Origin of the sequence: Halomonas sp. ANAO-440 (assembly GCF_019915905.1) — a bacterium.
In the GTDB taxonomy this organism is placed as follows: Bacteria; Pseudomonadota; Gammaproteobacteria; order Pseudomonadales; family Halomonadaceae; genus Halomonas; species Halomonas chromatireducens.
Genome location: NZ_JAHXBV010000037.1, coordinates 53,647 through 67,767 on the forward strand (window position 1 = coordinate 53,647; position 14,121 = coordinate 67,767).

13 protein-coding genes and 2 tRNA genes are annotated in these 14,121 nt (G+C 63.5%); 14 read left to right on the plus strand and 1 reads right to left on the minus strand.

The window, feature by feature from the left end; genetic code table 11:
• Nucleotides 1-66: 66 nt before the first annotated feature.
• The gene (yhbY, locus tag KZO25_RS17980; RefSeq protein ID WP_066451860.1) at nt 67-393 is read right to left on the minus strand and encodes a ribosome assembly RNA-binding protein YhbY; all 327 of its coding nucleotides are present in this window, start codon (nt 391-393) and stop codon (nt 67-69) included.
• A 176-nt stretch (nt 394-569) separates the two neighbouring features.
• On the opposite strand from yhbY, the gene rlmE reads away from it, so the two are divergent.
• From rlmE to rpsO, 14 genes are all read left to right on the plus strand, one after another.
• The gene (gene rlmE / locus KZO25_RS17985) at nt 570-1,259 is read left to right on the plus strand and encodes a 23S rRNA (uridine(2552)-2'-O)-methyltransferase RlmE (protein ID WP_316935868.1); all 690 of its coding nucleotides are present in this window, start codon (nt 570-572) and stop codon (nt 1,257-1,259) included.
• 179 nt (nt 1,260-1,438) lie between these two features.
• Entirely contained in the window at nt 1,439-3,484 is a 2,046-nt protein-coding gene (ftsH, locus tag KZO25_RS17990; protein ID WP_066451859.1) for an ATP-dependent zinc metalloprotease FtsH, read from the plus strand.
• A 162-nt stretch (nt 3,485-3,646) separates the two neighbouring features.
• On the plus strand, nt 3,647-4,441 hold the full coding sequence (gene folP, locus KZO25_RS17995; protein WP_144439742.1) for a dihydropteroate synthase: 795 nt from the start codon (nt 3,647-3,649) through the stop codon (nt 4,439-4,441).
• Nucleotides 4,434-5,783 carry a phosphoglucosamine mutase gene (gene glmM, locus KZO25_RS18000; protein WP_223138004.1) on the plus strand — a complete coding sequence of 450 codons (1,350 nt, stop codon included), beginning with the start codon at nt 4,434-4,436 and terminating at the stop codon, nt 5,781-5,783. The genes folP and glmM overlap by 8 nt, the downstream gene beginning before the upstream one ends.
• Nucleotides 5,784-5,856: 73 nt before the next feature.
• Nucleotides 5,857-6,606 carry a triose-phosphate isomerase gene (tpiA, locus tag KZO25_RS18005; protein ID WP_223138005.1) on the plus strand — a complete coding sequence of 250 codons (750 nt, stop codon included), beginning with the start codon at nt 5,857-5,859 and terminating at the stop codon, nt 6,604-6,606.
• 5 nt (nt 6,607-6,611) lie between these two features.
• Nucleotides 6,612-6,968 carry a preprotein translocase subunit SecG gene (gene secG, locus KZO25_RS18010; RefSeq protein ID WP_066451855.1) on the plus strand — a complete coding sequence of 119 codons (357 nt, stop codon included), beginning with the start codon at nt 6,612-6,614 and terminating at the stop codon, nt 6,966-6,968.
• 25 nt (nt 6,969-6,993) lie between these two features.
• Nucleotides 6,994-7,080: transfer RNA gene (locus KZO25_RS18015), tRNA-Leu, on the plus strand.
• A gap of 151 nt (nt 7,081-7,231) precedes the next feature.
• Nucleotides 7,232-7,308, plus strand: a tRNA-Met gene (locus KZO25_RS18020).
• A 214-nt stretch (nt 7,309-7,522) separates the two neighbouring features.
• Entirely contained in the window at nt 7,523-7,984 is a 462-nt protein-coding gene (rimP, locus tag KZO25_RS18025) for a ribosome maturation factor RimP (protein ID WP_066451854.1), read from the plus strand.
• A gap of 53 nt (nt 7,985-8,037) precedes the next feature.
• Nucleotides 8,038-9,531, plus strand: a complete 1,494-nt coding sequence (nusA, locus tag KZO25_RS18030) for a transcription termination factor NusA (RefSeq protein ID WP_066452420.1) — start codon at nt 8,038-8,040, stop codon at nt 9,529-9,531.
• 27 nt (nt 9,532-9,558) lie between these two features.
• Nucleotides 9,559-12,099: a translation initiation factor IF-2 gene (gene infB / locus KZO25_RS18035; RefSeq protein WP_223138006.1), complete on the plus strand. Its 2,541-nt coding sequence runs from the start codon at nt 9,559-9,561 to the stop codon at nt 12,097-12,099.
• An 18-nt stretch (nt 12,100-12,117) separates the two neighbouring features.
• Nucleotides 12,118-12,573: a 30S ribosome-binding factor RbfA gene (rbfA, locus tag KZO25_RS18040; RefSeq protein WP_066451852.1), complete on the plus strand. Its 456-nt coding sequence runs from the start codon at nt 12,118-12,120 to the stop codon at nt 12,571-12,573.
• Complete coding sequence (truB, locus tag KZO25_RS18045; protein WP_066451851.1) at nt 12,573-13,499, plus strand: tRNA pseudouridine(55) synthase TruB; 927 nt, start codon at nt 12,573-12,575, stop codon at nt 13,497-13,499. Before rbfA ends, truB begins: the two co-directional genes overlap by 1 nt.
• A gap of 91 nt (nt 13,500-13,590) precedes the next feature.
• The gene (gene rpsO / locus KZO25_RS18050; protein WP_043512930.1) at nt 13,591-13,860 is read left to right on the plus strand and encodes a 30S ribosomal protein S15; all 270 of its coding nucleotides are present in this window, start codon (nt 13,591-13,593) and stop codon (nt 13,858-13,860) included.
• Nucleotides 13,861-14,121: the final 261 nt, after the last annotated feature.

Sequence of the window (14,121 nt, forward strand, 5' to 3'; positions counted from 1 at the left end):
CGACGCGGGTCGGCGGGGGTTGTATCGTCAAGGGCTGCTTGATGCAGCCCTGCATGCGGCTCGGCTTCAGTGGCGGCCGTGGTGGCCCTCGAAGCGCTTGACGTTGGAGAGCTTGGGGTTGCCCTTGGGGTTGGCTCGATAGAGCAGCGCCATCTTGCCGATGGTCTGTACCCGCTCGGCCCGGCTCGCGGTCAGCAGGGCCTCCAGCGCAGCGGCGCGGTCATCACGCTCCGTCAGGGCCAGCTTGACCTTGATCAGCTCGTGGTCGTTGAGCGCGCGATCGAGTTCGGCCAGCAGCCCCTCGGATACGCCGTTTTCGGATACCGTTACCACCGGGGTGAGGTGGTGGCCGATACTGCGAAATGCTTTCTTTTGTGCCTGTGACAAGCTCATGGTATGTTGCGTCTTCCCGGTTGCGCTCAGCGCACCATGGTACGGTGAAACGCGTCTCGACGAAAGCATTCAAGCGCTTCTCGGCGGCTGCCGTTTCGCTTCGCACCTTGCCGCTTCTGGCGCTGGTCTAATGGCTTTACAGATCCCTATTTCAAACGATGTCTCAAGGTGATGCCGTGGCTCGTTCCACTCCCTCCTCGCGTGGCGATGCGTCCAGTTCCGGCGACAAGCGTGCGTCGGGCAAGGCCGGGGCAAGCAAGACCAGCAAAGGCTGGCTGAAGGAGCACTTCGACGACCGGTTCGTGCAGCAGAGCTGGCAGGATGGCTATCGTAGCCGGGCCAGCTACAAGCTGCTGGCGCTGGACGAGAAGGACCGACTGTTCCGGCCGGGCATGGCGGTGATCGACCTGGGTGCGGCGCCGGGCGGCTGGAGCCAGGTGGCCGCCGAGAAGGTAGGCCCCAGTGGCGTGGTGATCGCCTCCGACATCCTGGAGATGGACGCCCTTGCCGGCGTCGACTTCATTCAGGGCGATTTCACCGAGGAATCGGTGCTCGATGCGATACTCGAGACCCTGGGCAATCGGCCGGTAGACCTTGTGATGTCCGACATGGCCCCCAATATGAGTGGTATGGCGGCCATCGATCAACCCCAGGCCATGTACCTGGTCGAGCTGGCGCTTGACCTGGCTCGCCAGACATTGAAGCCACAGGGTCGCTTCCTCGCCAAGGTGTTCCAGGGCGAAGGCTTCGATACCTACCTCAAGGAGCTGCGCGACAGTTTCAGCCGGGTGGTGACCCGCAAGCCAGAGGCCTCGCGCGCTCGTTCGCGTGAAGTGTACCTGCTGGCGGAAGGATTTCGCGGCTGAGCTCCGGCTCGGCCACAATGATAGTCAAAGACTAACGGCGCAATGGCCGGACAGGGCTGCTCAACTATGTCACAGTATGGGCAGACATAGCCCCCACGGCTGGGCGGAACACGCCCCGCAGTGCGTGGTCTTACAAACAGGCGTTTCGGCCGACAGATGCTTGCAACGAGGGTAGGCCCTTGAACGATATGGCAAAGAACCTGATTCTGTGGTTGGTTATCGCCGCAGTATTGCTCACGGTATTCAACAACTTTACCGTCGATACCACACCGCAGACGATGAACTACTCCCAGTTCGTCCAGCAGGTGCAGAATCAACAGATCCGCAGCGTGACCATCGATGGCCACACCATCACCGGTGAGCGTCAGGACGGGTCGGAATTCCAGACCATCCGGCCCGCAGCGGAAGACCCCCGGCTGATGGATGATCTGCTGACCAACAACGTCACCGTGGTGGGCAAGGAGCCGCAGCAGCAGAGCCTGTGGACGCGGCTGCTGATCGCCAGCTTCCCGATTCTACTGATTCTTGCCATCTTCATGTTCTTCATGCGTCAGATGCAGGGCGGAGCCGGCGGCAAGGGTGGTCCGATGAGCTTCGGCAAGTCCAAGGCCAAGCTGCTCTCCCAGGATCAGATCAAGACCACCTTCGCCGACGTGGCCGGGTGTGACGAGGCCAAGGAGGAAGTTGAGGAGCTGGTCGACTTCCTGCGTGATCCCTCCAAGTTCCAGCGCCTGGGCGGCACCATTCCCCGCGGCGTGCTGATGGTGGGCCCGCCGGGTACCGGTAAGACGCTGCTCGCCAAGTCCATCGCCGGCGAGGCCAAGGTACCGTTCTTCTCGATCTCCGGCTCAGACTTCGTCGAGATGTTCGTCGGTGTGGGTGCGTCCCGTGTGCGCGACATGTTCGAGCAGGCCAAGAAGCAGGCGCCCTGCATCATCTTCATCGACGAGATCGATGCGGTGGGCCGCTCCCGCGGCGCCGGCATGGGCGGTGGCAACGACGAGCGCGAGCAGACCCTGAACCAGCTGCTGGTAGAGATGGATGGCTTCGAGGCCAACGAGGGCGTCATCGTCATTGCCGCCACCAACCGTCCCGACGTGCTCGATCCGGCGCTGCTGCGCCCGGGGCGCTTCGACCGCCAGGTAGTGGTGGGGCTGCCGGATATTCGGGGCCGCGAGCATATCCTCAACGTACACCTGCGCAAGGTGCCGCTGGGCGACGACGTCAAGCCGTCGCTGATCGCCCGAGGCACGCCCGGTTTCTCCGGCGCCGATCTGGCCAACCTGGTCAACGAGGCGGCGCTGTTCGCCGCACGGCGCAACAAGCGTCTGGTGAGCATGGAAGAGCTGGAGCTGGCCAAGGACAAGATCATGATGGGCGCCGAGCGCAAGTCCATGGTCATGACCGACAAGGAGAAGCTCAATACCGCCTATCACGAGTCGGGCCACGCCATTATCGGCCTGGTGATGCCGGAGCACGACCCGGTCTACAAGGTGACCATCATCCCCCGCGGCCGAGCGCTGGGCGTGACCATGTTCCTGCCCGAGCAGGACCGTTACAGCCTGTCGCGTCAGCAGATTCTCAGCCAGATCTGCTCGCTGTTCGGCGGCCGTATCGCCGAGGAGATGACGCTGGGTCCCAACGGTGTCACTACCGGGGCGTCGAACGACATCAAGCGCGCCACCGAGCTGGCCCACAACATGGTGGCCAAGTGGGGCCTCTCCGAGGAGATGGGTCCGATCATGTACGATGAGGACGAGTCCCACCAGTTCCTCGGCGGTCCCGGCCAGGGCGGCAAGCTCAAGTCCGGCGAGACCACATCGCGCCTCGACAAGGAGGTGCGCAAGATCATCGATGAATGCTACGCCAAGGCGCAGCAGATCCTCGAGGAGAATCGCGACAAGCTTGACGCCATGGCCGATGCGCTGATGCTCTACGAGACCATCGACGCCGACCAGCTCCGCGATATCATGGAGGGCCGAGCGCCGCGGCCGCCCAAGGACTGGGAGGACGGCGATTCCGGCACCGGCGCACCGGTAACCGGCGAGACGCCGTCTACCGGCGAAGAGTCCGAACCCGAGCCCGAAGCGGCCGGACCCACCGATGGCGGCAGTGGTGGAGACAGCAGCAGCGATGGTAGCGATAGTGGTAATGGTGATGAGGATGAAGACGAGGAGCCGCGTCGTCGCCCGTCAGACCCGCTGGGTGGTCCGGCCGGGTCCTGATATCGACTCATCGCAGGCAGGCGCCCCTCTGGGGCGCCTTTGCCATGCGGGGCAACCGTTTTGTCAGCATGCCGCAACAGGACCGATTGCATGATGGAAACCGCTACACCCACCTGGCTGCCGTGCGGGCGTCACCGTCTCGACCTCTCCTACCCCCGCATCATGGGGATTCTCAACGTCACACCCGACTCCTTCTCTGACGGTGGCCAGCACACCGTCATTGACGATGCCGTGCGGCATGCCGAGCGCATGCTTGCCGAGGGCGCGGCGATTATCGATGTGGGGGGCGAATCCACCCGGCCTGGTTCCCGGGATGTCTCCACCCAGCAGGAGCTGGATCGTGTCATGCCGGTGGTCGAGCGTCTGGTGCGCGAGCTTGACGCCCTGGTGTCGGTGGATACCAGCAGTCCCGTGGTGATGCGGGAAGTCGCCGCGATGGGCGCGGGGATGATCAATGATGTTCGTGCCCTGCAGCGTGAGGGGGCGCTTGAAGCAGCGCTGGGTACCGGCCTGCCGGTCTGTCTGATGCACATGCAGGGCGAGCCGCGGGACATGCAGCACGCCCCTCGCTATGATGTGCCGGTGGAGGCCTCGGTCAGCGATTTTCTCGAGTCACGAGTCGCTGCCTGCGAAGCCGCCGGGCTGCGGCGTGAGCGCCTGCTGCTCGACCCGGGATTCGGCTTCGGCAAGAGCGTCGAGCACAATCTGAGGCTGCTCAATCGCTTGAGTGATCTGAGCACGCAGGGGCTTCCGCTGATGGTGGGGATGTCGCGCAAGAGCATGATCGGCAAGGTGCTCGGGCGGCCGGTCGAGGAGCGACTGCCAGGTGGCCTGGCGCTGGCGTCACTGGCCGTCGAGCGCGGCGCAAGCATTCTGCGCGTCCATGATGTTGGCCCAGTCCTGGATGCGGTAAACATGACATGGGCCGTGCTTAGGGAAGGCTGCGAGCATGACTAGACGCTATTTCGGTACCGACGGGATTCGGGGTACGGTGGGTGAATATCCGATCACCGCCGACTTCATGCTGAAGCTGGGCTGGGCCATGGGTCGCGTGCTGGCCCGGGACAACGGGCGCGCTCGTGTGCTGATCGGAAAGGACACCCGTATCTCGGGCTACATGTTCGAGTCGGCGCTGGAGGCGGGGCTCTCGGCGGCGGGGGTCGACGTGGCCCTGCTCGGCCCGATGCCAACGCCGGGGATCGCCTATCTGACGCGGACCTTCCGGGCCGATGCCGGCATCGTGATTTCGGCGTCGCATAATCCCTTTGCCGACAACGGCATCAAGTTTTTCTCCACCGAAGGCACCAAGCTGGCCGACGAGATCGAGGAGCGCATCGAGGCGATGCTGGACGAGCCGCTGACCACGGTGGCCGCCGATCGGCTGGGCAAGGCGGTGCGCATCGACGATGCCGCCGGCCGCTACATCGAGTTCTGCAAGTCCACGGTGCCCAAGCGTGTCAGCCTGCATGGGCTGAAGATCGTGCTGGACTGCGCCCACGGGGCTACCTACCACATAGCCCCCAGCGTCTTCCGCGAGCTGGGTGCCGAGATCAGCCTGGTGGGGGCGAGCCCCGACGGGCTTAATATCAACCGCGACGTAGGTTCCACGTACCCGGCCACGCTGCGTGCCGCGGTGATCCAGCAAAGTGCCGATCTAGGCATTGCCTTCGATGGCGATGGCGATCGGGTGTTGATGGTCGATGCCGACGGGCGCGAGATCGATGGCGACGACATCCTCTACCTGATCGCCCGAGACCGGCATGAGCGGGGGCAGCTCAACGGTGGCGTGGTGGGCACCCTGATGACCAACTTCGGGCTTGCCATGGCGCTGGAGGCGATGGGCGTTCCCTTCGAGCGCGCCAAGGTGGGGGACCGCTACGTGGTGGAGCGCCTGGTTGCCAACGAGTGGCAGCTGGGCGGCGAGTCGTCCGGTCACATCGTCTGTGCCGACGTGCAGAGCACCGGTGACGGTATCGTGTCGGCATTGCAGGTGCTGGCGATCATGGTCGCGGAAGACAGGTCGCTCAAGAGCCTGTTGTCGGGCCTGGAGAAGGTACCCCAGGTGCTGGTGAATGTGCGCCTGACGCCGGGCAGCGATGCCAAGTCCTTGATGGAGAGCCCGGCGGTCAAGGATGCGGTAGCTTCCTTGGAAGAGGAGTTGGGCGACGAGGGTCGCGTACTGCTTCGTCCTTCGGGCACAGAACCGCTGATTCGCGTGATGGTGGAGGGGCGGGCGCATCTCGATGTTGAGGGCATGGCTCGACGCCTGGCTGCCGAAGTGCAGCAGCAGTTGGGCTGACGGCCGCGCCGAATGGTTGTCTTGACACGACGCCTCCTATACCATTTCGCACCACTTTGAAAGAGGACGCCGTATGCGAACGCCGCTGATTGCCGGGAACTGGAAGATGAACGGTTCGGCCTCTCTGGTTGAGGATTTCGGTCGTGCCTTTCCCCGTACCGTGCTCCCGGCGTCGCTGGATGTGGTCATACTCCCGCCCTTTCCTTACCTGGACATGGCGCAGCGGGCCTTTGCCGATACCTCGCTCGAACTGGGTGCCCAGACGCTCAACCCGCTGCATTCCGGAGCCCGCACGGGTGAGGTGAGCGGTCAGATGTTGCGGGAATTCGGCGTGAGATATGCGCTGGTGGGGCACTCCGAACGCCGCCAGCTCTACCGCGAAAACGACGAGGCCGTGCATGATCGGCTGCTGGCTGCGCTCAGTGTCGATATCACGCCTATCCTCTGCGTGGGAGAGAGCCTGGAGGAGCGGGACGCGGGGCACACCATGGAAGTGGTGCTGGGCCAGGTGGGCTACGTGATGGCGCGCCTCGAGCCCGAACAGCGTCCACGGGTGGTTATCGCCTATGAGCCGGTCTGGGCGATAGGCACCGGTCGCACGGCGACACCCGGCCAGGCCCAGGAAGTAATGGCCGGGATTCGAAAGTATCAGGCCAGCTTCGATCGCGAGCTGGCGGCAGGGATGCGATTGCTTTACGGCGGCAGCATGAACGCAAATAACGCGGCTGAGCTGCTGGCCCAGCCGGACATCGACGGCGGCCTCGTGGGCGGTGCTTCGCTCAAGGTCGACGATTTTCTAGCCATTTGTCAGTCAGCAGGTTGAATTCCATGCAAGTTGCCATTCTCATGATCCATGTGGTGATCGCCATCGCCCTGGTTGTCCTCATCCTGCTGCAGCAGGGCAAGGGCGCCGAAGCCGGCGCCGCCTTCGGTGGCGGTGCCTCCCAGACCGTGTTCGGCTCGCGAGGCAGTGGCGGTTTCATGTCCCGCGCCACGGCTGTGCTGGCGGTGACCTTCTTCGCCACGTCGTTGACGCTGGCCTGGTTTGCTACGCAGGCCCAGGCGCCGGAAGTCGGCATCCCCGATGCCCGCCTGATCGAGCAGCAGAACGGCGTGCCGACCCTTGACGACGACGCCCGTGACGTGGATAATACCGCGCCAGTGCTGGAAGAAAGCAACGACTAAGGTTGAGGCTCCAGACATCAAGAAAGCCGAAGTGGTGGAATTGGTAGACACGCTATCTTGAGGGGGTAGTGACCGTAAGGTCGTGCGGGTTCAAGTCCCGCCTTCGGCACCATCTGAAACGACGTGATCCGCTGGCTTGTCAGGAGATCACGACACGACAGAAGCAGGATTGGCACCAGGAAGGTTGTAAGAAGAAGGGTTGTAAGCGCCAATGCGGCTTGACTCAAGCGCATCAGGCACCTACAATCGCCGACCTGGAATGTTGCGGGGTGGAGCAGTCTGGTAGCTCGTCGGGCTCATAACCCGAAGGTCATCGGTTCAAATCCGGTCCCCGCTACCATCTTCCGGTCAGCTGTCTTGCGAGGCAGTCATGAGCGCTGAAGTGGTACTACAGGTTTCTTGTGAAAGGCCCCTTCCTGCGAAGGGGCTTTTTGTTAGCAGCTTACTGTCGGCCCAGGCCGGCAGCGCTTATCCGGGCAACGCCAATCAGCCACCTAGCTTTCCTGTTTACTCCCGGCCAGGTGCCTGATGCAACGGCTGTAGGAGCTTTCTCTGTGGCACTCAAGGACGCTGCGCTGTATGCGCTAATCGAGCCGGTGGTCACCGCCATGGGTTTCGAGCTCTGGGGCATCGACTATCGCCCCCAGGGCAAGCATTCCCGTGTTGTGATCTACATTGATCATGCCGAGGGTGTGAGCGTGGACCATTGCGCTGATATCAGTCGCCAGGTCAGCGCCGTACTCGACGTGGAAGATCCCATTCCGGGTGAGTATCGCCTGGAGGTGTCGTCGCCGGGCATGGACCGGCCGCTCTTCACCCTCGACCAGTTCTCTCGCTTTGCGGGACATCAGGTGGCGCTGAAGCTGCGGGTACCCTTCGATGGGCGGCGCAAGTTCCAGGGACTGCTGGCCGGCATCGAGGACGACGAGGTGCTGTTGCAGCAGGACGGCGAAGAGTATTGCTTTCCCATCGAAAGCATCGATCAGGCACGTGTGGTGCCACGGTTCGAAGACTGAGGTTGAAGGCCGAGATCGGTGCATATGGACAGGTTTTCTGGCGAGGCAAAGGCATGAGTAAAGAAATTCTGACGGTCGTCGATGCGATCTCCAATGAAAAAGGCGTGCCCCGCGATGTGATCTTCGAGGCCGTCGAGGCGGCCCTGGCCAGCGCATCACGCAAGCGCTTCGAGGGTCGGGAAGTGAGCGTGCGTGTTCACATCGACCGTTACACCGGCGAATACGAAACCTTTCGTCGCTGGGAAGTGGTGGAAGACGACGAGTTCGAGAACCCCGATGCCGAGATCAAGGAGTCCTTCGCCGAGCGTCGCGATCCGCCGCTCAAACGGGGCGACGTGGTCGAGGAGCAGATCGAGAATGCCGCCTTCGGTCGTATCGCCGCCCAGACCGCCAAGCAGGTCATCGTGCAGAAGGTGCGCGAAGCCGAGCGTGCCGAGGTGGTGCGCCAGTACGCCGAGCGCGAGGGCGAACTGGTCGCCGGTATCGTCAAGAAGACCACCCGCGACGGCCTGATCATCGACCTGGGCGACAACGCCGAGGCGTTCCTGCCGCGTGGCGAGATGATCCCCGGCGAGCGCTACCGCATGAACGATCGGGTCCGGGCGCTGCTGACAAAGGTCGATGCCGATGCGCGTGGCGCCCAGCTGATCCTGTCGCGTACCTGCCCCGAGCTGATCATCGAACTGTTCAAGATCGAGGTGCCGGAGATTGCCGAGCAGCTCATCGAGATCAAGGGAGCTGCGCGGGATCCCGGCTCCCGGGCCAAGATCGCGGTCAAGACCAACGACCGGCGCATCGATCCGGTGGGTGCCTGTGTCGGCATGCGGGGTTCGAGGGTGCAGGCGGTGTCCAGCGAGCTGCAGAACGAGCGGGTCGATATCATCCTGTGGGACGACAACCCCGCCCAGCTGGTGATCAACGCCATGGCGCCGGCGGATGTCGGTTCCATCCTCGTTGATGAGGACGCGCATGCCATGGACGTGGCGGTTGCCGAGGACAATCTGGCCCAGGCCATCGGTCGTAGCGGCCAGAACGTGCGCCTGGCCTCGGAGCTCACCGGATGGCGAATCAACGTCATGACCGAGGGCGAGGCCGAAGACAAGCGAGAGCAGGAGATCGACAGCCTGGTCGAGCATTTCATTCAGCATCTGGATATCGAGGATGACCTCGCCCGGCTGCTGGTGGAGGAGGGTTTCACCACCCTGGAAGAGATCGCCTACGTGCCCCTCGAGGAAATTCTCGAGATCGAGGAGCTCGATGAGGAACTGGTGGAAGAGCTGCGTGCGCGTGCCAAGGATGAACTGCTGAACCTGGCCATTGCCTCCGAGGAGGCGCTGGACGGTGCTCAGCCGGCCGATGACCTGCTGGAAATGGAGGGCATGGAGCGTCATCTGGCCTTCATTCTGGCGAGTCGCGGCATTGTCACCATGGAGGACCTCGCCGAGCAGTCCGTCGACGATCTGATGGACATCGAGGGCATGGACGAGGAGCGCGCTGCATCACTGATCATGACTGCCCGTGCGCCCTGGTTCGCGGACGAACAGTAAACGGGTCACGGGCTGAGGAGGGTCAACATGTCAGAAATGACCGTTAAAGATTTTGCAGCGAAGGTGGGGCGCGACGTCCCTCGCCTGCTGGAACAGATGAAAGAAGCCGGGCTCGAGCACAAAGCCGAGACTGATGCGGTGTCCGAGGAGGACAAGCGTCAGCTGCTCGACTATCTCACCAAGAGCCATGGCGGCGGCGACGGTGCAGGGGCCAAGAATCGGATTACCCTGACCCGCAAGACCAGGAGCCGCATCAAGACCGGTGAGCGGGGCAAGACCATCGAGGTGCAGGTGCGCAAGAAGCGTACTTACGTCAAGCGCGCCGAGGACGAGGCGCCGGCTCCCGAGCCGGTGGAGGACGCCGGTCCGCGCCAGCTGGTAGGCGACATGGCGGATTCTCGGGCCAAGCGCGAAGCGCAGGATGCCGAAGACGCCAAGGATCGTGCCGCCGAGCGCCAGGCACGTGAGGAGGCTACGAAGGCCGAGGCTGCCGCACCGGCACCCGCCGAGGAGCCAGCCCCAGCCAAGCTCGCCGAGGTACCGCAGATTCCGGTCCCTGAGTTGGATCAGTCGGAGCCTTCGGCAGAGCCGCCGGCACCGCCCAAGGAAGGTCGCAGCGATCGTCGCACCGCGCCGCCGAAGAAGACGGCTGCCAAGAAAGGGCGTGGTCGTGACGATGAGGATCGCGGTGATCGCGAGGAGCGTCGTCGCGGTGGTGCCGCCAAGAAGGCCAAGCGTTCCGAGCGCCGTGGCAGCCGCCGCGGTGGCTCCCAGGGCGGCGGCCAGCACGGCTTCCAGAAGCCGACACAGCCGATCGTGCGCGAAGTGTCCATCCCTGAGTCGATCAGTGTTGCGGAATTGGCCGACAAGATGTCGATCAAGGCCAACGAGGTCATCAAGGCGATGTTCACCATGGGTGCGGCGGTGACCATCAACCAGACCATCGACCAGGACACCGCGGCCATCGTGGTCGAGGAGATGGGCCACAAGCCCAAGCTGGTCAAGGACGATGCGCTGGAAACCGAAGTGCTGTCCGGCATCTCCTACGAGGGCGACGAGATCACTCGCTCGCCGGTGGTCACGGTCATGGGTCACGTCGACCACGGCAAGACCTCGCTGCTCGACTATATTCGCAAGGCCAAGGTGGCGACCGGCGAGGCTGGCGGTATCACCCAGCACATCGGCGCCTACCACGTGGAAGACGAGCACGGTGGCGTGACCTTCCTCGATACCCCGGGTCACGCGGCGTTTACCGCCATGCGTGCGCGTGGTGCCAAGGCCACCGACGTGGTCATCCTGGTGGTGGCGGCCGACGATGGCGTCATGCCCCAGACGATCGAGGCGATCGAGCACTCCAAGGCAGCCGAAGTGCCGATGGTGGTGGCGGTCAACAAGATCGACAAGGAAGGCGCGGACTTCGACCGTATCCGCAACGAGCTTTCCCAGCACGGGGTCATTTCCGAGGACTGGGGTGGCGATACGCAGTTCGTTCACGTTTCGGCCAAGACCGGTGAGGGTATCGAGGAGCTGCTGGAGGCGATTCAGCTGGTTTCCGAAGTCCTCGAGCTCAAGGCGGTGCCCGAGGCTCCCGGCAAGGGTGTCGTGGTCGAGTCGCGTCTCGACAGGGGCCGTGGACCGGTGGCCACCGTACTGGTCCAGAACGGTACCCTGCGCAAGGGTGACATCGTCCTGGCCGGGCTGCACTACGGCCGCGTACGGGCGCTGACCAACGAGCTCGGCCAGCAGGTCGACGCCGTGGGGCCGGCGATGCCGGTAGAGATCCAGGGCCTCGACGGTACCCCGGATGCCGGTGACGACTTCATGGTCGTGGCCGACGAGAAGAAGGCCCGCGAGGTCGCCAACTTCCGCCAGGGCAAGTACCGCGAAGTGCGTCTCGCACGCCAGCAGAAGGCCAAGCTGGAGAACATGTTCAGCCAGATGGGCCAGGACGAGGTGGCCAAGGTCAACATCGTGCTGAAGGCCGATGTGCAGGGCTCGCTGGAAGCCATCAAGGGCGCCCTGGAAGAGCTCTCCACCGGCGAAGTCGAAGTGGCCGTGGTCTCCTCCGGCGTGGGCGGCATCACCGGTACCGATGCCAACTTGGCGCTGGCCTCCGAGGCCATCGTGGTCGGCTTCAACGTCCGTGCCGATGCGGCCGCCCGTGAGATCATCGAGCGTGAAGGCCTGGATCTGCGCTACTACAGCGTGATCTATCAGCTGATCGACGAGGTCAAGCAGGCCATGAGCGGCATGCTGGCACCGGAGTGGAAGGAAGAGATCGTCGGCGTGGCCGAGGTTCGTGATGTCTTCCGCGCACCGAAGATCGGCGCCGTGGCGGGCTGCATGGTGGTCGAGGGCAGCGTGCATCGCAACAAGAAGATCCGCGTATTGCGCGACAACGTGGTCATCTACGAAGGCGAGCTCGAGTCCCTGCGTCGCTTCAAGGACGACGTCAACGAAGTGCGTAACGGCATGGAGTGTGGCATCGGCGTGAAGAACTACAATGACGTTCAGGTTGGCGACAAGATCGAAGTCTTCGATCAGGTCAAGGTCGAGCGGACGCTCTAACCGGCCAAGGAGTCGAGCATGCGCGAATTCAAGCGTACCGACCGTGTCGGCGACCAGCTGCAGAAGGAGCTGGCAGTACTGATCCAGCGCGAGGTCAAGGACCCGCGCCTGGGGATGGTCACGGTCAGCGGCGTCGAGGTCAGTCGTGACCTCGGCTACGCCGATGTGCATGTGACCCTGCTGGGCGAAGAGGATCCCGAACGTATCCGGGAGAACCTCAAGGTGCTCAAGCAGGCTGCTGGCTTCCTGCGCAGCCAGGTCGCCCGGCGGATCAAGCTTCGCCACGTGCCGGAGCTGCGCTTTCATTACGATGAAAGCGTGGTGCGTGGCCAGCGACTGTCGTCGCTGATCGACGAGGCGGTCTCCCGGGATCGTGCCCGTAACGAGGCGGAGGACGGCGAGGCTTCTGGCAATCAAGACGGCGACGTCGCTGACGGCCAGGCGCGTAGCGGCAACGAGGACGAGAAGGACTGATGGCGCGTCGGCGTCGCGGTCTGCCGGTGAACGGGGTGCTGCTGCTCGACAAGCCCCAGGGAGCGTCGAGTAACCATGCCCTGCAGCGTGCCCGGCGCCTGTTCCAGGCGCAGAAGGCAGGTCACACCGGGACGCTCGACCCCATGGCCACCGGATTGCTTCCGGTCTGCTTCGGCGAGGCGACCAAGTTCTCCTCGTACCTGCTGGAGGCCGACAAGGTCTACCGCACTCGCATCCAACTGGGTGTTGTGACCGACACCGGCGATGCCGAAGGCGAGGTGGTCGAGCGCCAGGCGGTACCGGTGCTGAAGGAGGCGGACATTGAAGCGGTGCTGACGCGGTTCCGCGGCGAGATCGAGCAGGTTCCGCCCATGTACTCGGCGCTCAAGCATCAGGGGCGCAAGCTCTACGAGCTGGCCCGCGAGGGCAAGACGGTAGAGCGTGCAGCCCGCCGCGTGACAGTGTATGATGCGCGCCTTCTGGCCCATGATGGCGATGCCTTCACGCTGGAAGTGCGCTGCAGCAAGGGCACCTATATCCGCACCCTGGCCGAAGACATCGGGCGGGCTCTGGGGTGTGGCGCTCATATCACTGCGCTGCGGCGGCTCAAGACCGGGCCCTTCGACGCCAGCGAGATGGTTGCCTTCGAGGGGCTGGATGCGCAGCCAGGCCAGGCCGAGCTCGAGGCAAGACTCTTGCCGGTGGATGTTCTTGTTGCGCATCTGCCGTCGCTCGAGCTGGATGCCGAGGCAGTGTCACGGCTGCGGCATGGGCAGTCGGCCTTTGTTTCGCCCGGCGCCATGGCGCCAGGCGAGACGACAAGACTCTATCACGACGGGATCTTCTTGGGTCTCGGCGTGGTCAGGGTGGCAGGGGAGATTGCCCCCCGCCGCCTGCTGAGTACCGCTCCGGCGGACTCGGTGTGAGACCAGCGCCTTCGGGCGCAGGCGTGGAGACTGCAAATATGCGTGGTCTCCGACATTCATTACTCAGGCATATTGCTTACTGGAGAGATAGATGGCACTTACCGCCGAAAAGAAGGCCGAAATCGTCAATGAATTTGGTCGTGGTGACAACGATACCGGTTCCCCCGAAGTGCAGGTAGCCCTGCTCAGCGCCAACATCGACGGCCTGCAGGATCACTTCAAGACCAACAAGCAGGATCACCACTCACGTCGTGGCCTGATCCGCATGGTCAACCAGCGCCGCAAGCTGCTTGACTACCTGAAGCGCAAGGACTTCGAGCGTTATCAGGCTCTTATCCAGCGTCTGGGCCTGCGTCGCTAAGAAAAGGGTATTTTGCTACTGCGCTCGATGTTTTGGTAAAGGGCTGGTTGCCGGCGGTCCCGGTGCGCCGGCCCGGTCGTATCCTCAGTGCAGCGAGCTACACTCCGGTTCCTGCGCTCCGGCGGCAACCAGCCTCTCGTCGCTCGTAACGCGAAATCCTCCTTTTCTTCAGGTCATTCGAACGGGTAGCCCCTCAGGGGCTACCCGTTTTGCTTGTGCGCCAGGCATGGCGCGCAGCGCCTGACTGGCGCTGTTCCCGAG